The 19,410-nt window shown below is 45.2% G+C and carries 16 protein-coding genes; 12 read left to right on the top strand and 4 right to left on the bottom strand.

Annotated features, from left to right (window positions below; all coding sequences use genetic code 11):
- Nucleotides 1-47: 47 nt before the first annotated feature.
- Nucleotides 48-686 carry a hypothetical protein gene (locus SNR34_RS18270; RefSeq protein ID WP_486179864.1) on the bottom strand — a complete coding sequence of 213 codons (639 nt, stop codon included), beginning with the start codon at nucleotides 684-686 and terminating at the stop codon, nucleotides 48-50.
- A 199-nt stretch (nucleotides 687-885) separates the two neighbouring features.
- Nucleotides 886-2,334 carry an alpha/beta hydrolase family protein gene (locus tag SNR34_RS18265; protein WP_486179863.1) on the bottom strand — a complete coding sequence of 483 codons (1,449 nt, stop codon included), beginning with the start codon at nucleotides 2,332-2,334 and terminating at the stop codon, nucleotides 886-888.
- Nucleotides 2,335-2,615: 281 nt separating this feature from the next.
- Between SNR34_RS18265 and SNR34_RS18260 the strand changes: the two genes are divergently transcribed.
- The 8 genes from SNR34_RS18260 (at nucleotide 2,616) to SNR34_RS18225 (ending at nucleotide 9,473) form a co-directional block, all read left to right on the top strand.
- Nucleotides 2,616-3,041 carry a hypothetical protein gene (locus tag SNR34_RS18260; RefSeq protein ID WP_486179862.1) on the top strand — a complete coding sequence of 142 codons (426 nt, stop codon included), beginning with the start codon at nucleotides 2,616-2,618 and terminating at the stop codon, nucleotides 3,039-3,041.
- Nucleotides 3,042-3,215: 174 nt separating this feature from the next.
- Nucleotides 3,216-4,076 (top strand): ATP-binding cassette domain-containing protein, encoded by an 861-nt coding sequence (locus tag SNR34_RS18255; protein WP_236412395.1) that lies wholly within the window; start codon nucleotides 3,216-3,218, stop codon nucleotides 4,074-4,076.
- A gap of 15 nt (nucleotides 4,077-4,091) precedes the next feature.
- A complete protein-coding gene (locus SNR34_RS18250; RefSeq protein ID WP_486179861.1) occupies nucleotides 4,092-4,766 on the top strand; it encodes a hypothetical protein in 675 nt (224 codons plus the stop codon).
- Nucleotides 4,767-4,912: 146 nt separating this feature from the next.
- A complete protein-coding gene (locus SNR34_RS18245) occupies nucleotides 4,913-5,893 on the top strand; it encodes a hypothetical protein (RefSeq protein ID WP_486179860.1) in 981 nt (326 codons plus the stop codon).
- Between the two features lie 418 nt (nucleotides 5,894-6,311).
- Complete coding sequence (locus SNR34_RS18240; protein ID WP_236412398.1) at nucleotides 6,312-6,746, top strand: YciI family protein; 435 nt, start codon at nucleotides 6,312-6,314, stop codon at nucleotides 6,744-6,746.
- Nucleotides 6,743-8,059: an RNA polymerase sigma factor gene (locus tag SNR34_RS18235; protein WP_486179859.1), complete on the top strand. Its 1,317-nt coding sequence runs from the start codon at nucleotides 6,743-6,745 to the stop codon at nucleotides 8,057-8,059. Before SNR34_RS18240 ends, SNR34_RS18235 begins: the two co-directional genes overlap by 4 nt.
- Nucleotides 8,060-8,102: 43 nt before the next feature.
- On the top strand, nucleotides 8,103-8,444 hold the full coding sequence (locus tag SNR34_RS18230; protein WP_486179858.1) for a DUF1801 domain-containing protein: 342 nt from the start codon (nucleotides 8,103-8,105) through the stop codon (nucleotides 8,442-8,444).
- A 189-nt stretch (nucleotides 8,445-8,633) separates the two neighbouring features.
- Nucleotides 8,634-9,473, top strand: coding sequence for an alpha/beta fold hydrolase (locus SNR34_RS18225; protein WP_486179857.1), 840 nt, complete (start codon nucleotides 8,634-8,636; stop codon nucleotides 9,471-9,473).
- A 119-nt stretch (nucleotides 9,474-9,592) separates the two neighbouring features.
- Here the strand turns inward: SNR34_RS18225 and SNR34_RS18220 are convergent, their stop codons facing one another.
- Nucleotides 9,593-10,954, bottom strand: coding sequence for an alkaline phosphatase (locus SNR34_RS18220; protein ID WP_486182486.1), 1,362 nt, complete (start codon nucleotides 10,952-10,954; stop codon nucleotides 9,593-9,595).
- A 1,064-nt stretch (nucleotides 10,955-12,018) separates the two neighbouring features.
- Between SNR34_RS18220 and SNR34_RS18215 the strand changes: the two genes are divergently transcribed.
- Complete coding sequence (locus SNR34_RS18215) at nucleotides 12,019-12,423, top strand: hypothetical protein (protein ID WP_339272697.1); 405 nt, start codon at nucleotides 12,019-12,021, stop codon at nucleotides 12,421-12,423.
- 213 nt (nucleotides 12,424-12,636) lie between these two features.
- Here SNR34_RS18215 and SNR34_RS18210 read toward each other — a convergent pair whose 3' ends face one another.
- Nucleotides 12,637-13,617, bottom strand: a complete 981-nt coding sequence (locus tag SNR34_RS18210; protein WP_486179856.1) for a hypothetical protein — start codon at nucleotides 13,615-13,617, stop codon at nucleotides 12,637-12,639.
- A gap of 305 nt (nucleotides 13,618-13,922) precedes the next feature.
- Between SNR34_RS18210 and SNR34_RS18205 the strand changes: the two genes are divergently transcribed.
- The 3 genes from SNR34_RS18205 to SNR34_RS18195 all read left to right on the top strand — a co-directional run bounded on the left by SNR34_RS18205 (nucleotide 13,923) and on the right by SNR34_RS18195 (nucleotide 19,386).
- Nucleotides 13,923-14,960, top strand: coding sequence for a LacI family DNA-binding transcriptional regulator (locus SNR34_RS18205; protein WP_236412407.1), 1,038 nt, complete (start codon nucleotides 13,923-13,925; stop codon nucleotides 14,958-14,960).
- Between the two features lie 196 nt (nucleotides 14,961-15,156).
- Nucleotides 15,157-17,595, top strand: coding sequence for a hypothetical protein (locus SNR34_RS18200; protein ID WP_486179855.1), 2,439 nt, complete (start codon nucleotides 15,157-15,159; stop codon nucleotides 17,593-17,595).
- Nucleotides 17,596-17,994: 399 nt separating this feature from the next.
- Nucleotides 17,995-19,386, top strand: coding sequence for an extracellular solute-binding protein (locus tag SNR34_RS18195; protein WP_343260219.1), 1,392 nt, complete (start codon nucleotides 17,995-17,997; stop codon nucleotides 19,384-19,386).
- The last annotated feature ends 24 nt before the right edge of the window (nucleotides 19,387-19,410 follow it).

The following is a 19,410-nucleotide window of genomic DNA, read 5'->3' as shown; positions in this document are numbered from 1 at the left end:
TAAACCGCATAACCATTGTTGATGTGATCTAACAATGGCCATGCGGATTATGAATGAGCGTCCGAAGAAACATCCCGTGCAAATCGCAACAATTCGTCAGTTCTTTTCTTTAAGTACACGGCTTTTGTATTTGCTTGATGAATCCGTTTTGCGTAATCTTCCGGGTTATTGTACGATGCGGTTTTCAAGAGGGTTATGTCATGAATAAGACTATTTAACGTTGGTCGTAATCCCGATACGATATCCTCCATTAACTTTTGATTGAAATAGTGCGTTTCATGTTCTTTCTTTGTTTCCTGCTGCAGGTGATCCATCAATGAATTGATGGTAGTTGCGACGTTGTCCAATTCATGAAACCCCAGATGAGGAATCCTATAACTTAAATTCTCTCCATTAAACATCAGTAATGCCTTTTCCAATACGATCATTTTTTTCGCAATGGGTAGTGTCAATAAACTGAATGTTATTACAAACAGTACGGTAAAAAACATCGGAATGAGATTGGCTGCCATAAAATGAGGAGTGGGGCCTTCCATTAAGTATGAAAAATGGGCAAGATAACAGGTGAGATAATAAGAGGAAAAGCATGTCAAGAAGAATGCAATCAACAAACGGTTACCCAGATAAATTAATATTTTTACATAGATATTGGTTATTCTAAAGGCTGTTGAACGATTTTCATTCATGATTGGCGATCACTCCGTCATTTATTAGAGCCATCATAATCATAAATCCTGAAGAATATCATAGGGGATTTCTAAAGAAACTCTGAAGAGAGTCATAGGAGAGGTGGATATTGTGGGTAAGGCCGGTTATCATGATCTGCTATAGGAAACAAGCGTTTCTCATATAAGAAACGCTTGTTGAAGTTAAGCCGGCTGTCCTCTACCGACTAGGCTGTTCTAAATGGATTTGGGGATACTTATCGGAGAGGTCGCTCATCTCTGTTTTGCTTGTACCCTTGACATATTGGTCAAAAAAAGCAAGACTCACTTCGTTGATGATTTGATGAACCTCGCGCGGTTGGGCTTTTTTAGCTGACAGCAGCGGGGAGAAGAGGTGAAAATCCGTAAAACTCATATGGGACGTCTTTGGGATCGTCATCGTATACCCTCCGTTTTTCAAAGCAAGGTTGCGACGTTCCGCGGATTCCTCCCAAAATGACTCGTAGTATGCTTTTGATTTCCCGCTCTGGGCAACGGCTTTGTCCAATGAGTTTTCGAACACGGTTCGATCGATACTCTGTTCCCCGTTCATTTGCAGATAAGGCTTCGCGAAACCATCATCAGGAGGCGGATCGCCATAAAGCGTGCCATCCATATTCATGGCTGCCCGGATACGTGAGTCCTTCATGAGCATTTGTGCTGCGGTCGCGCCTCCGTAAGAGTGCCCAAACATTCCGATACGTGTCAGGTCAATATGATCTTTAAACTCCGGTTGAGCGTTCAGTTGTTCAAGCTGGTCTAATACAAAAGTCACGTCATCAACCCAGAGAGTGATATGGCTTCCAAGTTCACTGAAACCACTCAAATTATTTTTCTTCAACAAAATTTCTCTTCCGTCGGGATATACGGTTGCCGCTGCATCATAGGCATGATCGATGCCAACCACGATATAACCATGACTAGCCAACTCTTCGACCTGAAAGGTATTTTGGTTACGAAAACCGGTCAGCCCATGAGAAAAAATCAAAACAGGATACTGCTTTTGGTCATTGGACAAGGAGGCATTCGTAAACGAGTGCGAATCGATCAGGCTAAGGTGATCAAGTGTCCACGATGGAAACGAAAGGGCTTTTTCAAGACCCTTGGTTACAGCTTTCACATGACGGATATAGGGTTCAACCGGTTTGGATTCCGTGGTGTCCGCAGGATACCATAACTGAACCATCAGTTCCCGATATGCGTTGGGTTCTGATGCGTTTTCTTCCTTCCGGTCAAAGTCCGTCCAATGCAATACGGTCGTTCCAACCTGATAAGGCCCGGTCGGTTTTTCAAAGGTAAACACAGGCATCAGGAATGAAGGAGCGACCATTATCCCTAAAAGGAAAAGAGACATGATCGTCCAAAGCGATGTTTTCCATCCGATCTTTCTGCGATCCGTTCGTTCCCTCTTTTTCCGAGTTATACTTAAAAACAGAATCATAGCTATTACTGTTATGTATGCAGGAACCATCTGCCATCGGTATCCATCCAAAGCGAATTGTAAAATCGTAGCGATGAACAGCAAGGCAATTGCAAAAAGCCTGGGTATTTCAAAAAAACGTGGTTTCCATATGAATAGATTTGCAAGGATGAAAATTAGCAATACAAGTACGATGTCGAATAACCTCAAAGTTTAAATCCTCCCAGTAAATTCATTTGTAGTCACAACAGTCCTGAAGTATGGTTTGTACATGGTCGTTCCCTTCTTTCTGTAAAATTTTCAACCGAAAAGGCTCTTCTCCCTATAAACGGCGACTTACTTGGAAACTATTTGGTTTTTTATAAAACTATATAGTAACACACGAATATCTTATCGATTTGAAGGAATGATGTCAAATCAAGCGAACACGATGGAGCATCGGCGGAACATTTTAAATGTAAATTTCGTTGGAAGATCAAGGGGGGCGTACGATGAAGAAATATTCGTTTTTCACCTTCATGTTTGCTTTATTAACGGCCTTGTTTCTAAGCAGCTGCCAAAGTTCTAATACGCCTAACCAGGCGGGAGCAAGTAAAGAACCAAAGGAATTAGAAACCTTCTTTCCCGGCGATATGACACAGGTTGATTCTATCGAAATCATGAGTGGCAGTGATGGTACCAAAAAAACGACTACAGATCAAGCGCTCATTCAGAAATGGATTGAAAAGGTGCGCCATATAAACATCGTCCTTGATCCGGATCAGGGAGATGCAGCAGGGGTTTTGTTCCATGTTACGCTGTTTAAGCAGGGGAACGAAGTGTTCTATATGACGCCTACCGATATGAATCATCAGCGGATGAAACCGCAATCGGAATTGGCAGACCGAATGGCAGAGCTTTTCAATGCGATAAAGTGAGTTTGATTTGTAGCATAACCGAGCCGTGTGCTACCTACTTTTGTCGAACACAAGAAATGTAAGTGATTTTTTTTACTGTTGATTTAATGAATTGACTGGATAATTAGACGATTATCTTCATTATTGAACTAAGGATAGAGGATGTCAAAAATAATAAGGTAGCAGGAGAAGGATATGAAACTGAGCGTTAAAAATCTTTCTAAACATTATGATAAGCCCATTCTTCAGAATGTGTCTTTTGAAATGAATACGGGAATACTTGGTTTGTTAGGCGAAAATGGAGCTGGAAAAACGACATTGCTCGAAATCATCTCCACGCTGATTGCTCCCCATACAGGTCAAGTAGACTATGAAGGCATGGATGTCAGTCAGGATTTATATGCGATCCGAAAACAGATTGGCTACTTGCCGCAGAAATTTGATTTTTTTCCCCATTTAACCGTGCAGGAGATTCTTGAATATGTTTGTCGTTTGAAAAATATTCACGGCAAGCAGCGGATAGCAGAAATTGAAGAAAAGCTCGAGCAGGTTGGTTTGCTGGTACATAGGAACAAAAAATTCATTGCTTTGTCTGGAGGGATGAAGCAGCGCTTAGGTATTGCCCAAGCCATCGTTGGCAACCCCAGGTTGCTTTTGGTTGATGAACCCACCGTGGGACTTGATCCTCATGAGCGTGTGTCGTTTAGACAGCTGCTAACCACTCTTTCTACAGACCGATCTATTATTATTTCCACCCATATTGTCGAAGATATTGCACTTACAACAGATTTGGTTCTTGTACTGCACCAAGGGATTGTGAACTATTTTGGAGATATCCCTGCTTTCATCAAATCGGTGGAGGGAAAGGTGTGGCTTTACAGCGGAGAGAATGTGACGGAGAAGCTTCAAGAGCAAGGTGCACTCATCATCTCAACACAGGTCACTGCAAGTGGTGTACATGTTCGCTATCTATCGGATACCCCATTGGAAGGCAGCCTGTTAGTAGAGCCTACTTTGGAGCACGCCTATATTTATACGAATAGAAAGAAGGTATAACCATTGCATGAATTTATGGTACAGCTTCATTTTTCGTTTAAATCATTGTTAAAACATCGATTGCTGCTCATCACTGTTTTTTTGCTCACAACGATCATCCCGCTTGTTCTGGCACAAATGAGCGGAGAGACCCGCTTTGAAAATCGTTGGCTTTCCATGCTTCAGCTCCAAATGATTATTGTGACACCTCTGGTTCCTGTTCTCGTCAATGCTGTTTGGGGCGGAAAACTTAGAGACTTCGAACTGAAAACGATCCTGTTTTATCTAATTATCCCTTCCAATTATTTAATCTCCAAGCTTGCAGCTGTTGGGGCCGGAATAAGCATGATCTTGATACTGATTGATTCTATTTATTGGTTTGCATTATCCAATCAAGGTCCTAGTCTCTTATGGTTAGTCACACTCTTGCAAATCATCTTAACCGTATCCTTTGTGGTCTCGTTAACTGGACTGTGCTCTCTTATTTTTAAAAGGACGATTTACAGTACCATTTTCGTTTTTATTTACCTGATGATCAGTATTCAATATGTCCACCAACCGATGTTTGCGATCTGGTTTAATCCAGATTATGTATCGGAAATGATTCTAGAGCCGAATTTTATGCTTCAACGGTACGTCTTGGTTTTATGGATAGTGCTCATGCTTTTGATCAGCTCCATGTTGTTCAGAAAGCAGGTTGTACGCACATGATACGGTTATGGTTTTTAGAATTAAAGGTCCTATGGCGCAGTGAACATATTTGGGCTTTCTACATGGGACTTTTCATTTTATATTTGAGCAAATTTGTATTCTTTATCGATGAATTGCCTGTTACTATTCCTTTATATGGACTGTTCATGTCGACCATGACACTTGTAATATTGAATTCACCTAGACGTTACCATATGGTTCATATAATAAGACTTACCAACTGGAATCCTATACGAAGAACATTGCAGTCATGGTTGTTTAGTTTTTTATGTACCCTTCCAGCTTCAACCCTCTTATTTTTCACGGTTCGTGAAATTTTTAAAGACACTCCCGTTTATCTGCTGGTGTTTGTTATTCTCGGATTATCCTATTTCGCCATCAGCTTTGCGTTTGTAATTTCTTTATTATCATTCAAAATGGCTATTCTATGCTGTGTATCTGTGTACATGCTCCTTACTTTAATGCATGGTTATAAGCTGGAGAGTATCCGGTATGCTGCACCAACTCTGAATTTCATGTATCCGGATTACCCTGACATGAGGAATATGCTCTCGATATTTTTTCTTGGGATCCTAATGCTGGGGATCTATTTATGGAAAGGAATCGATTGGCCTCGCCGGCAAAAAAGATCGCTGCTTTTCATTCTCATGATGTTCCTTGTCATATACATCGCAGTTCCGATTCAAGAAACATGGAATGAAATGCGTTTAGCAAATGAACCTTATCAAAAGGTTCAAGTGAATAACATCGTTGTGCAATATAAAGGTATCCCTCAAAGTATAGCAACAAGATATAGTCAGGTGGTCTCTGATATTATTGAGGAGTTGAAGGAACATGAAATGAACCCGGAAATGACTCAAATCAACATCACTCGATTAGGCCGAGTCCCCAAAGGTACTCAACTGGAGCATATTATGAAGTTAGAAGAGAAGACGCTATATATTGAACCCTATTCAAATAAATTCTATGAGTTCAATTACGGGTATAATATCATTCGAGACATGCTTGAACTTTCGGGAATCGACCATCAAATCGGACAACAAATAACCGAGAGTTTGATCCGTAAAAACAAACATCACTTTTTCGATTCACTTCAACGTAGGGGACTTAGCGAAACCTACGAATAAGAGATATGATTTTGAGTAAAGGTAACACCCAACTGCTATTGAGCACATTCAAAAAAACCGTTCAATCAGCATCTACATACTGTGTTCTTAATTTCAGGGCACCACCCAAGCGCAAATGGCTGGCGGGTGCCTTTTTTTGTCCTATAAAGGAATCTTTTAAAATGAACGACAAGCAAAGAGGTGGATTCCGGTATTCACCCTTGCCATGTGACTGCAAAACATGAAGGTAAAAAGAACTTGTTTGAAGAATAGTTCAAGTAAAATGCGGGTGACTAATTTGTATTTTAGGACCGGATTTCAATTTTTTTCGAAATTTTCAATAGAGTTTGTCGATTTTGGTTTCTGGCGTTCGTCGTCCTGTTTAGAGGCCGGAAAGGTTGGATCTCATAGCGTCTATTAAAAAGGAGGAGCTTACCACATGAAGTTTATGATGATTGTCAAAGCAACCAAGGATTCTGAGGCTGGGAAACCGCCTAGCCCCGAACTGTTTGAAGCAATGATGCGGTTTAATGAAGAGTTGGCAAAAGCAGGGGTGTTGGTGGCCGCAGACGGACTGCATCCAAGTTCTGGAGCCATTCGGATTTCTTATCCGGAGCCTGGAGGAAAGCCTACGATTGTGGATGGTCCATTTACCGAATCCAAAGAAGTGATTGCTGGGTATACCCTGATTGAGGTGAGATCTCGGGAAGAGGCGATCGAGTGGGCCTTGCGAATGCCAGACCCGCACGGATTGGGAGAGGGACAGATTGAGCTCAGACAGGTATTCGAAGGAACGGATTTGACGGATGATCCCAAGATGTTAGCCGCCCATGACGCACTGAGTGCAGAACTGAAGCAACGCAATCAGCCATGATGGAGAGTTATGTCCATCGCAAGGTCGATGCGATCTGGCGAATGGAGTCGCCGAAGATCATTGCCGTATTAACCCGAATGGTGCGCGATATCAGCCTTGCCGAAGATCTGGCCCAAGACGTAATGCTCATTGCGCTGCAAAAGTGGCCAGAGGTGGGCGTTCCCGACAATCCCGGTGCTTGGCTGATGGCCGCGGCAAAAAGACGTGCCATCGACATGATGCGAAGAAACAAGGTGCAGCAGCGAAAATATGAAGAGGTCGGCCGCAGCTCCGACATGTTTGATGAACAAGAGATGAACAGTGCATGGGATGGATCCGTGGGAGATGATCTCTTGCGCTTGATCTTCATGACGTGCCATCCGATATTGTCCCGCGAGGCTCGCCTCTCATTGACCCTTCGTTTGCTCTGTGGATTGACAACAGATGAGATTGCTCATGCGCTGTTCGCTTCCGAACCGACCATTGCCCAGCGGATCGTGCGTGCAAAGCGAACATTGCGCGATGCCAGAGCGGAATTTCAGATCCCTGAAGGAAACGAACTCAAGGAGCGTCTCGAAACCGTAATGGAAGTGATCTATCTTTTATTCAATGAAGGATATGCCGCGACTGCGGGGAGTTCCTGGATACGTCCGTTATTATGTCAGGAAGCGCTGAGGATGGGACGAATCTTGGCAGAGCTTGTAAAGGAAGCGCCGGAAGTTCATGGCTTGGTGGCATTAATGGAAATCCAATCGTCTCGTTTTAGAGCCCGAGTTCATTCCTCAGGGGAGCCGATCCTTTTGCAGGACCAAAATCGGGGATTATGGGACCATCTATTAATTCGTCGAGGGTTGGCAGCGCTTGAACGAGCAAAATCTTTCGGTCGACCGCTTGGTCCTTATGCGTTGCAGGCTTCCATTTCCGCATGCCATGCTGAGGCCCGTACTGCCGAGGACACCGACTGGATCAAAATTGCCGCATTGTACGAAGCGTTGTCGCGGGTCCTTCCCTCGCCGGTCGTTGAGTTAAACCGAGCGGTAGCCATCGGTATGGCATTTGGCGCGGAATTTGGCCTTCAGCTTGTGGAGCAATTGGAAACGGTAAAAGCGCTGCGGGAGTATCACTTGTTGCCCAGCGTGAAGGGGGATTTCCTTGAAAAGCTCGGACGAAACAACGAGGCTTATCAGTCGTTTCAATTCGCAGCCTCGCTTGCACAGAACGATCAGGAACGGGCACTGCTGCTCAAGCGCGCGGCAAAATGCAAACAGACTTTCCAAGGGGAAGGAACAGAGAAAGGGATGGAAACCGAATTGAAAAATCAAATGGGCCTGTAAATAATCAAAACGACATAACGCGTGCGCAAAGGAGAATATGACCATGAACCAAGAAGTTACGGAATATATCCAATCCTTGAAAGAGCCTTGGCAAAGCCAGCTGTGTAACGAACTGCGGGAGCTTGTACGCTCCGTCATTCCTGATGTACAGGAGCGGATGCAATATAAAAAACCCCATTATCTGAAAAACGGGAAATATGCTGCCGTCATTTCCGCTTCGAAAGATGCAGTGAGTTTCACCATCTTTAATGCCGCAGCTGTGACATTTCCTGAAGGTTTCGATGGACCCGTGGAACGAAAAACGATTAAACTGCGTAAGGGGCAAGAATGGAGCAAGGAATTGTTAACTTCCTTGTTGAGTCAGGCTGCCTCGACGTTGGAATAAACTTTGTACTAAATAGCTGCCAACGGGGTTGGCGGCTTTTTTTGTTGCCATGGATATAACGGTACAAGGGAAAATAAAAAAGTTTTCTAGCGATGTCGATTTCCATAAGTTGTGTTCGTCATGTAAGTATAGATGCAAAAAATGGCTTATTGGAATAACCACATATCTCAACCTTAAAGGAGAACAAACATGAATACGATCATTTCCAGAGACGGAACCAAAATTGCATACGACAGAATCGGGCAAGGACCGACGCTTATTCTCGTGGCAGGAGCTTTCAGCTACCGCAAATTTCCTGGACAGGTACAGTTAGCCAAGGAATTGTCCGATCAGTTCACGGTGTATAATTACGATCGGCGGGGCAGAGGGGACAGCGGGGACGGAGAACGTTACGCCATAGAGAGAGAGATTCAGGATCTGGAGGCCCTAATCGAAGAAGCCGGTGGGAAAGCATACGTTTGGGGCTTATCTTCCGGGGCGGTTCTGGCCATGAAAGCTGCCGAGAATGGTGCGAAAATCACTAAATTAGCCCTGCATGAGCCGCCCTTCATCGTCAATGCGTCTGACCGCACACCTCCTGTAGATTTTCTGGATCAAGTGACTCGGCTGATCGCGGAGGAAAAGCGTGCAGAAGCCATTAAATACTTTATGACGCAAGGCATGGGCGCACCTGCCTTTGTTGTATCCATGATGCGTATGATGCCTGGCGTGTGGGCTAATCTGATGTCTGTTGCTCATACTCTTCCTTACGATGCTCAATTGATGCAAGGTTATATGTCCGGCAGGTCTTTACCTCCTCATTTTGGAAAAAGGATTACCCAACCCTCCTTAGTATTGGAAGGTATCGAAAGTCCATCCGCACTACGCAGCGGGGCACATGCGCTTGCAAGCATACTCCCGAATGGGGAGCTGCGAAGCAAGAAAGGACTGGGCCATACGAAAAAACTTAATGCCAAACGGATTGCTTCTGAGTTAAAAGCTTTTTTTGATCAGGACAGTGATGTGGTTAGTACTGTGCAAGAGCGCTAATGATGATTAAGACATCTATTGATGGACAATATTCCGCCCCTCTGATGTTTTTTTATGATACAAAAGTCCCTCTCTAATTTCTGACGGAAAAAAGAGAGGGACTGCTGATAAAGCTTTGATTATTTATGCTTCTTCAGAATATCGAAAATGATTTCTGCATTATCCGTATTATCGATCAGGCCGGAGAAGCGGTGGCTTGCCGGACCGTAAGCATAGACTGGCACGTCTTCTCCCGTATGTCCGCCTGTTGTCCATCCCGTAAACGAACGGTTATCGATAATCGTTTCAATGGCATTGTCGATCTTCGTTACATCGGCGTCTTTAGCTGCATCTTTTACCGATTGAATTTCTTCAGCCGTCAGCTCAAGCTTGAGGTAGCTTTTAAGCGTTTCCTCTACGGAAGCACCTTCAGCAATCCGGGCTGCCATGAAATCCGGAGTGTGTACCGCAGCTTTGATCGGATCCACGAAGAAGTTATATTCACCGTCTTTGCCAAGCGTGAGTCCGCCTGTGGAATGGTCGGCAGTGGCAATGACAAGGGTTTCGCCGTCTTCTTTGGCAAAATCGATCGCTGCCTGGAATGCTGCAGCAAAATCCTCCATTTCGCTCATGGCGCCAACAATGTCATTATCATGGCCTGCCCAGTCAATCTGGCTGCCTTCAACCATGAGGAAAAACCCATTTTCGTTTGTGCTCAAACGATCAATCGCCGTATTTGTCATCTCGGCCAACGAAGGCGTTTCGCTAGTACGATCGATATATTTGTCCAGCCCTCCGTCCGCAAAAAGGCCCAGAACTTGTTTATTGGTATCTGCGAGCAGGGCGCTGCGGTCTGTCACATAGCTAAAGCCGGCTTCCCGGAACTCTTTCGTCAGGTCGCGATCCTTACGTACAAAATTTGATTTTCCTCCACCTAACAGGACATCCACTTTGTGTTTTCCATTGATCAATTCATCATAGTAATCATCTGCAATCGCATCCATGTTCTTGCGGCTGATGTCATGAGCACCGAATGCAGCCGGTGTAGCATGGGTGATCTCCGAGGTAGCAACAAGCCCGGTGGATTTTCCGTTTTCTTTGGCCTGCTCCAATACCGTTTTAACTTCAGTCTTGTCATGATCGACAGCGATGGCGGCATTATAGGTCTTCACGCCAGCAGACATCGCGGTTGCCGCGGAAGCGGAGTCCGTCACGTTCTGAGTGTCATCATCCGGATACGTCATTTGAGCTCCCACAAGGTAGGGATCAAATACGGTTTTCTCCATGACCTTTGTAGAAGGATCATCTTTCATATAACGGTAAGCGGAAGTATAAGCAGTTCCCATGCCGTCACCAATGAGGAAGATGATATTTTTGACCTTTTTCTTCTCTACACTAATCGCTTGTACTGCATTGGCTTGTCCGGCAGACAAGACTGTAGAAGCAGCGACGGCCAAGCTAAGTGCTACTGCAGGGAGTGCTTTTTTTGATAATTTCACGATAAATCCTCCTTTTATATTAAACATGAATGCATGAATCTTTATTCATTTGTCTGACAATATGAAGATTAGCATTCGATTGTAAAAAAAATTCAAGCCATATGTACACGAGGAGTAAAAGATTAACAAAACATTAACTATTCCAGGTTCTCTATTTTATCGAATTCAACTCATTGAATGAAGGGAAGAGGAGGCAAAGACCCGTATTTTACATGTTTTTACTTGCTGTAATCTTGATTCTTTCCGGTAGTACGCCGATTGCTGGAACAGGGGGTATATCTGATAAGCGGATCAAGGTTTAATGGGGATCACAGGATGGGTCCCGTATTGAGGCCATGCTCGATGAGTCGATGGATTCGTGATGGGTTATGGGTCATATTTGAGATATGGAGCCCGGAGAGTAATGGTTCCAGCGAGTTCATACGCACAAACCAAGCTTGAGAGCTCTACGCCAAAGCTGGCGAAGTGGTCACAACAAATCTGGATGAAATTACATTGCAATTCAACACTAACATTGAGGTGTTAAGTTCGTTTAAGTAACTATGAACGTAATTCGCCATTCATAAAGAATCAGGATCTTTCCCAAACGGGAAAAATCCTGATTCTTTTCTTTTTCTGTATGTTATTCCCAATACCATTTTTGAAATGTACATTAGTGCACTTTATAAAAAGCATTTTATCTCGTAGCTGCCCAAAGTGAAGAGTCTGTACCCTTCGCAGGTGAGCAGCCCCGTGAGTCGGCACGGATCTGCGTTGATTAGAATTTCGGGAATACATATTTAACCAGAAAGTAAAGAAGTCCAAAAAAGATAATGATATATGCGGCATATTTAATAAACGTGGAAGCGACCAAACTTGAATCAGACTTGTGCTGAACATCCTTATGCTCTACTTCTACTGTACGATGCGGCTCGTTCATATTAATCATCTCCTTCAGGTGATTGTGTGCTTAGAGAACCATTACACACGATAAGAAGGATTGAATCGCTGTCGGCTTCACCCAAGCGTTATTACAAGAACGGCATACACTTATAGAATGAAGCTATGATTTACTAGGAGGAGATATTATGCGAAAGAACAATATTCACGGTTGTCCGGCCCCGCAGAATATTACATTGATTCAGCGCCTGCAGTTGCTTGCAGGACGGACGGTTACGGTGTTCCAACCCGGATTCCCGAAATTAACAAAAACGACAGGCAAGCTCTCCAATGTGACTAAATCCTCTTTTACCGTTGGATCTACGGTAGTCGCAATCCAAACCTCCTTCTATATCGTAACCAACGAAAGGGTTAGACGGACGCAGCCTTTTGAATTGACTGCTACAGCGGAAGATATCGGTGAACTGAGTGGAATATTAATTCGCGTCGGACGGGGCTTTGTCGAGTTTGTTCAGACGCCAGGCCGAAGAGTGCCTACTATTTTCCCATTGAATTTATTTACTGAAGTGTTTTGCGAAAACGAGGAAGAATAAGAACTCCCTATGAGAACATGGAAGAAAGGTATTCCTAAAACTAGAATGCAGCCAACGGATGCAATAAAGTACCCACTTAAAAGTCAGACCAATAAATTGGATGCAGCCGGTTGGCCACGAGCTCGGTATTATACCGTGCTCATGCTTTGCAAGCTAGACTTTAACTTAAAAAGTCAATTCCTGTACGTAAGGAACTGACTTTTTAAGTGATTTTTAAATAACACTCTCTACGTTTTCTTTACCTTCATTGGTTAATAATGTGGTGTGTTTATGAAACAGCTCTTCAGCTGAGCTGCTAAGTACGTTAAAGTCGACTTTCCTCCATTTTTCAGGATCAGGCACATAATCCTGATCATATATTTTCTTGGACAAATTGGAACAAATTACATAGCTTGAATATGGATGAGGATTCTCTCTGTTATGATCAGCATCGGATAAAAACTTTTTCATTAACACTTTATTATTTAAAGGATGGTAAATTAATTCTACCAATTTGGCTCGATATTCCAGATCGACAGGAAGAAGACATGGGAAGTCTTCATAATCCGCTAAATGCTGCGCTTCATGAGCAAGGTATGAATATAAAAAATCGGGCTTATTTATTACTTTTTCATACCTGTCTTTTACACAATATAAGGCATTTTCAGATGCCCATCCTCCTGCAGCTCTCCCTCCAAAGGTAGCGAAATGCAGCCAGCTCTGCATAATAAAATCGGACATAAAATATACATCAATCTTTTTGGATTTCTCTGGAAGGGTGACTTCATACTCGACCTTCTCTTGTTTTCTCCATATATATGGCCCCCTAAAGGGCGGGGTAATTCCTCCTTGGAAGTAAAAACCTCTCGAGTTAAACGCTTTAGATAATTTTTCTTCAATAGAATTTAGGTCATCTGTAGTTTCGTATCCGTCTGGTAACAACTCTATTAGGGATTCCGCTAAGATCTGTTCTGCTTCCTCTTTGCGTTTTCTATTGGTTAAGACGGATCTAAAGTATTCGTAATATGATCTAATAACACTTCTAATCCATGCATCTTTTGTTTTATATCGAAATACTGGTTTTTCAGCAAAAAAACGGTTGGCGTATTTATTTTTAAGCTTTTCCAAACCTGTATTATGATCAAGGCTTAGGAGATATTCATAAGCTTTATTGATATCTCCTTTTAAACAATAAGAATATAGTTTTTGTTTCATTATTAATATAACTCCTTAATCTGATATTTTTTGTAAGTTCGGAACACGCTGCTTAAAAGTTAATATTATGCTCCAACCACACTCTTTTTACTGAACATTATGATCGGCTATGCACTCTTTTTTTGTTTTATAAGTTGCACAACTTTTTTTAACTCATGCTAGTGAGGGGAAAAAAGTGGAATTAAAATCCAAAATAACGATTGCAAAATCGGAGATTGTAAGGTAAGATTCACCTATCAACTCAAAAATCTAAACGTTTAAACAGCTGATGAACGATGGTTCGTATGCTTAGACAGGAGAGACCTATGAGAAAAACCAGCATAAAGGACATCGCTCTTAGGGCAAATGTTTCGATTGCCACCGTCTCCTATGTGCTTAACGGAACTCGGAATGTTCGTCCGGAAACGCGCAGACGGGTCATGGAGGCCATCGAAGCTTTGAATTACAAACCGAACGAGATTGCTAAAAGTCTCAAACGCAACCGAACGAACACCATCGGTGTCATTGCGGAGGATGTGACCGTATTTAATGCGCCGGACATTATCGATGGCATTAACGATTTCGGGGACCGCCACGACCTCCATATTCTGCTCGTCAACCTTAGGCTCGACAAGCGAATTGGCCGTCATTTTCACGATGTCGAAGCGTACCGCAAGTATGCAGCCAATGCCGTATCCGAGCTGCTTGGTAAACAGGTGGACGGCATCATCTATATCGGCGTGCACACTCGTGACTTGACAGGACTGATCAATGTTGAGGGCAAACCGATCGTATATACTTACGGGTACACACAAGACGACATATCAATCCAGTATAATGATGAGCAGGCTTCCTATGAAGCGATGTCATACCTGGTTCAACAAGGTCACAGTCGCATCGCAATCATTAGCGGTTTGATGGATTCGATTCCTTCCAGGCGGCGATTAAACGGTTATTACAAAGCCGTTACCGAGTTTGAACTGCCGTTTGACCCGACCTTGATTAAGATGGGGGATTGGGAACGGGATTCAGGCTATCGGTTGGCTAATGAGCTGCTGGACATGCCCGATCCGCCGACAGCCATTCTGTCGATGAACGACGTTATGGGCGTCGGGGTGCTTCAGGCTGCAAAGGAGAAGGGAGTCAGCGTTCCTGATGACATTTCGGTAGTTGGTTTTGATGACAGGGAGTTTAGCGATTATCTCAGCCCGCGCCTGACAACGATGAGTTTGCCGCTTCATGAGATGGGATATTTGGCAAGTGAAACGCTCTACCGTCTAATTCAAGGGGAAGACGTTCAAGACCTTACCATGCCGGAATGCCGCTTGATCGAGCGTGATTCCGTTCGGAGTTTGAAAGCGTAAAGGCTGGATCGGAGCAGAATAGTTTCAATACATAAGGCAAACCGCAGGTGAAAACTCCGCTATTGTACTTGAGAAACCGATCGCGTCATATCATAGACGAATTGGCGTTTCTCTTTATTGAAGATAATTTAAACGTTTAACTTCATTTCTGATCGATGAAAGGGTGATTTGAATGACGACTCTCAGCAATGATAGGTTGAAGATCGAATTGGGAGAGCGTGGAACCGTTCATTCCTTGGTGATGAAAGATGATCCCCATACGATGAATTGGGTAGTCGATCCTCGTTATTTGCGAGAGGTTGGATATCAAGAGGATGAGGACAAGCTTTTTGGGGAATGGAGCTTGCGGTTGAACGGGAGGGACGTCCAAAGTTCGGCGTTTGTGCCTAAGGTAACGAAACATAATTCGCAATATGCTACCGTGGAGTTCAGAGATTTACCGGTCAAAATCTTGTTATCGTATTCGCTCGAAGAGGATCGGCTGCGTTGGGGGATTGATCTGACGAATGAATCGGATGAGCGTATTGAAGTTCAAGGGCTGCATGTTTGGTTTTCTCTCGCCTACATCATGTTTCGAACGCAGGATGTGTATCGCAACATGCATGAATCCTGTGCCGTATTTACGCATCTCGGCGGGAGCTTCGCCAAATTTGCCGCCGTGCGGCGAAGCAACGAAGGACCTCATTTGGGAATTTACACACTCAGAGGAACGACGTCAGCCATGGGTTCTCATTGCCGATATTGCAACCGCTTTCTCGAGCAGGTTTCGCCATCTTTGGACGGGTTGTTGTACCACAGGCTCTCTTTGGTGGAGGATGGCACTTCATTGAAGGAATCGGCAGCTGCCGATTGGATATATGGAGACGCTTACAATCCTTTGGTGTTAACGCCTGGACAAACGGAAAGCTGGGAGTACGCGTTTGTGTCATTCCAAAACAAGGCGGATTTCTATCGTCAAGGCGAAACCCTTGGACACCCTCGATGGAGCTATACACCCGTAGTGCCTGAAGGAGGTCAATTCAAGGCCTCGTTCAGTCTGCCAGCAGGGCTGGAAATAGGCACGTTAAAGCTATATAGTGCGCTTCGAACCACGAGTGACATCGTGGAGCAGGAAATCACGACACGCGTGATCTCTTCGGAAAAGCCAACGTCTACAGACCATGCTTTCGGCCGTAACAACAATCACGGCATTGAACGGGAGTTCATAGTCATCCTGCCTGCTGACGAGCCGGGAGAACGCAAGCTGGAATTGGTGCTCCGGGACGGACGACGTGATGTGCTGGTTTGGAATGTGCTTGAACCGGTCCATGCATTGCTCGAAAAGCGGGCAGAATGGCTGGCGGCCAACAGCTATGAAGGAGCGGAGACCGCCCTTCGACCCCACGCGTTCCGTCCGTTGTCCAACCAGGGGGAATCGCTGGGCAAATTGGCATTTTTGCTGATGAAAAATAGGATGACTACGCCTGTTCCCGAGCAGGTGGCGAAGGCGGAAGCGGCGGCGGTGCTGGATATGAAGGTACACTGGTTCATGGACGGCGATTTGTCCCGGCCGCGACCATTGTACGGCAGCTTTTACCGCATGTATGATTTCGATTATATTGCGCACGTCTTTTATCTGTTATCGCGGATGGAAGCAGGGCTGCTCCATCTGCATTCTCCTTCCGAATATTTGCAATGGGCCGCCGAAGTGATGTGCATGCGGCTTGATCCGGATTGCCATTCCGGTCAGCGGGAGAAGGACGAGTCGCGTCTAAATGGTGTATTCATTCTTTACATACGAGAACTGCTGCAGGAGTTGGAAGATAAGGGGTATAGTGAATTGCACGAACGGCTGCGACAGCTGTGGGATCGCTTCGGTCGGGACATGGAAATCGGCGTTCGGCACTATGGCGGGGCGGTCACGGAGCACTTTTACGATAATGCCGGATTTGGCCCGACGTGCATGGCGTTATGTTTCCTTGGGCTAACCGACGAAGCTGCACAATATGGCCAGCTTATTCTGGCCAATATCGGGTTCAGCAACGACTATCGGCTGCAGAATCCGGACCGCTGGTGGGAAGCGTTGTCCCCGATGATTCATTCCTTGTGGGGCGGACTTGCGGCGTCATCGGCATTGGCTGCCTATGAACATCTGGGCGATCCTGAATATCTGGAAGCCGCTTACCGCTCAACCATGGCGATCTTTCATTGTTATGACTGGAATGTAAGATCGACACCGCGACGGCTGAAGCCGGGTGAAGCCGCATCGACGTATAGTGTGGCTGCACCCAATTTGAACATGCCGGAGCTGTCGCGCAATCGATTCGGACAATCGGTGTTTGTGGGAGCAGACGATCCGCTGTTTGCCGCTTTGTTCTCCGACGTTTCGGGGGATGACTGGGATATGGGCGAAGAGTTAGCTGCTTATTTGCTCGGGTTTGGAACTACGACGTATCTCTATCGGGATGGAAACGGCACATTAAGGTGTGTCAACGGATTCTTGACTGAAGAGCATGACGGGTGGACCGTGACAAGTTATGCGGCATATCCGTCCAGATACGTGTTCCGTGAAGAACGCTTGGAGTTTCGGGCTCCACAGGGAACGTTGCTGCAGAGCATTCGCCTGGAACAAGGAAAGTTCTGCGCCTGCTTATGACCGGTCCTCCAGCATGGCTTCGTCCTTTCGGTCTATATAGGTTGAACCAATGATTTTTACACAGAGACACTACGCGGTCAGAACCATCTTCCGATCGCTGTTATCCCCAGATTTCTTTGATCTCCTTTTTCAAGGGAGAAAATCCGGTGATCAGCCTATGCTTCCGAAGCAGCTTTCTTTCAGAAAGCTTTTAGACCGCTTCGCTTCTCCAGATTCTTTCTGCCCTCTTCGTTATCGTGTAAATTTCCGGTTCAATCTATATAACAGGGAAAGTACAGGTCCGCCAACGTTTAGCCCATGTAATAATCACTCGGATATTAATTGATCATTGTTTTTAAGTTAAACGATTAAATTCGTTTGGCTTGAAATAAATAGCTTTGAAAAAGGGAGGAAACAATCATGAGGTTTGGTAAGCGCAAGTTGATTCTGTCTCTCGCATTAACCTTGGCTTTCTCCACGCTGGCAGGCTGTTCCGGCAATTCGGACACGTCCGGCAGTGCCAATAATGCGACATCAGGCAGCGGTGACACGTCCGCCACTGGCATTACCCTAGAGCTGCTGTATTGGGGGGATGATGTACAGAAGCAACTGGTGGAATCTGCTGCAGAGAAATACACGGCGGACACCGGGGTGAAGATCAATGCGCAGGTATTGCCCGCGGACGGCACATTCGACACCTTCATCCAGACGAGAATGCAATCCGGCGAACTGCCGGACATCAGTTACATGGGGGAAGCGGACATTCAAAAGTATAATGAGATGGGCATATTGGAGGACATTTCCGACCTGCTTGCAGATGGAAGCATTCCGGAGAAACTTCCCGCAATCACCATCCATTCTCCGGAACAGAAAGTAATCGGCGTCGGATTGTCCAACCAGATGGAGCTGCTGTTCTACAGCAAATCGAAGTTTGATGAAGCCGGCGTCCCTTATCCACCTACCAAGGTTGAAGACGCATGGGATTGGGATACGTTTGTCGCCAATGCCAAGAAGCTGACCAAGGATTCAAGTGGTAAGACGGCCGCCGATGCCGGTTTCGACGCGGCCATGACTGAAAACTACGGGCTTGGTTTTACCGCAGGGCGTGAATTTCACCATTTCTGGGCAGCGAACGCGAATGGAGGAGGCATCGTATCGCCGGATGGGAAAGAGTTCCAGTGGGATTCACCCAAAACGGCGGAAGGTATTCAGAAGCTGGCTGATCTCGTGAACAAGGACAAGGTTGCTTCTGCTTTCAGCTATACCTGGAGTTCCGGAATCGGCTCGGCCGTAGATGCGTTAAGCGGAGGATATGCCATGGCCGTCAGCGGATCATGGGATTTGGCAAACATCAAGGGCAATGAAGATATCGGCGTAGGCGTGCTTCCGAAAATGGAGAAAGCGGTAACGATGAATGCCGGTGCCCCGCTGGTTGTGTACAATACCTCCAAACATATCGAAGAAGCCAAAAAATTCTATGCTTATATGGTCAACCCGGAAAATAGCCTGGACTTGCTGAAAAGCGGCGCATGGCTGCCGAATCAGGCGGACTGGTACACGGACCCTGCTCTGATCGACAAATGGACGGCTGATCTGCCTGCAAGCGCAAAGGAAACGATTCTCAGCTACGCCACGACCAAGGATGCCATCGTGCAATGGCCCGCGTACTACGTTCCGGCTTACCTGAAAATGAACACGGAATACGAAAAATCGATCGACCAGGCGTTATCCGGCCAGAAAAGCGTTCAGGAGATTTACGATGCGATTATGCCGGCCATTAAGTCGCTGTGGGAAAGCGGCAAGGTATCTTAACGCCGGGAATGTCTGAAGTTTGAA

It is taken from the genome of Paenibacillus sp. XP01, from assembly GCF_057364885.1.
The sequence above is the reverse complement of the archived record's forward strand: the minus strand, read 5'-3'. Positions and strand labels throughout refer to the sequence as shown.

Coding starts and splice junctions, on each gene's coding strand:
- SNR34_RS18245 (WP_486179860.1), top strand. CDS start 4,913: ATGTCGACCATGACACTTGTAATATTGAATTCACCTAGACGTTACCAT.
- SNR34_RS18230 (WP_486179858.1), top strand. CDS start 8,103: ATGAACCAAGAAGTTACGGAATATATCCAATCCTTGAAAGAGCCTTGG.
- SNR34_RS18235 (WP_486179859.1), top strand. CDS start 6,743: ATGATGGAGAGTTATGTCCATCGCAAGGTCGATGCGATCTGGCGAATG.
- SNR34_RS18240 (WP_236412398.1), top strand. CDS start 6,312: ATGAAGTTTATGATGATTGTCAAAGCAACCAAGGATTCTGAGGCTGGG.
- SNR34_RS18250 (WP_486179861.1), top strand. CDS start 4,092: ATGGTACAGCTTCATTTTTCGTTTAAATCATTGTTAAAACATCGATTG.
- SNR34_RS18255 (WP_236412395.1), top strand. CDS start 3,216: ATGAAACTGAGCGTTAAAAATCTTTCTAAACATTATGATAAGCCCATT.
- SNR34_RS18210 (WP_486179856.1), bottom strand. CDS start 13,617: ATGAAACAAAAACTATATTCTTATTGTTTAAAAGGAGATATCAATAAA.
- SNR34_RS18205 (WP_236412407.1), top strand. CDS start 13,923: ATGAGAAAAACCAGCATAAAGGACATCGCTCTTAGGGCAAATGTTTCG.
- SNR34_RS18260 (WP_486179862.1), top strand. CDS start 2,616: ATGAAGAAATATTCGTTTTTCACCTTCATGTTTGCTTTATTAACGGCC.
- SNR34_RS18195 (WP_343260219.1), top strand. CDS start 17,995: ATGAGGTTTGGTAAGCGCAAGTTGATTCTGTCTCTCGCATTAACCTTG.
- SNR34_RS18225 (WP_486179857.1), top strand. CDS start 8,634: ATGAATACGATCATTTCCAGAGACGGAACCAAAATTGCATACGACAGA.
- SNR34_RS18215 (WP_339272697.1), top strand. CDS start 12,019: ATGCGAAAGAACAATATTCACGGTTGTCCGGCCCCGCAGAATATTACA.
- SNR34_RS18270 (WP_486179864.1), bottom strand. CDS start 686: ATGAATGAAAATCGTTCAACAGCCTTTAGAATAACCAATATCTATGTA.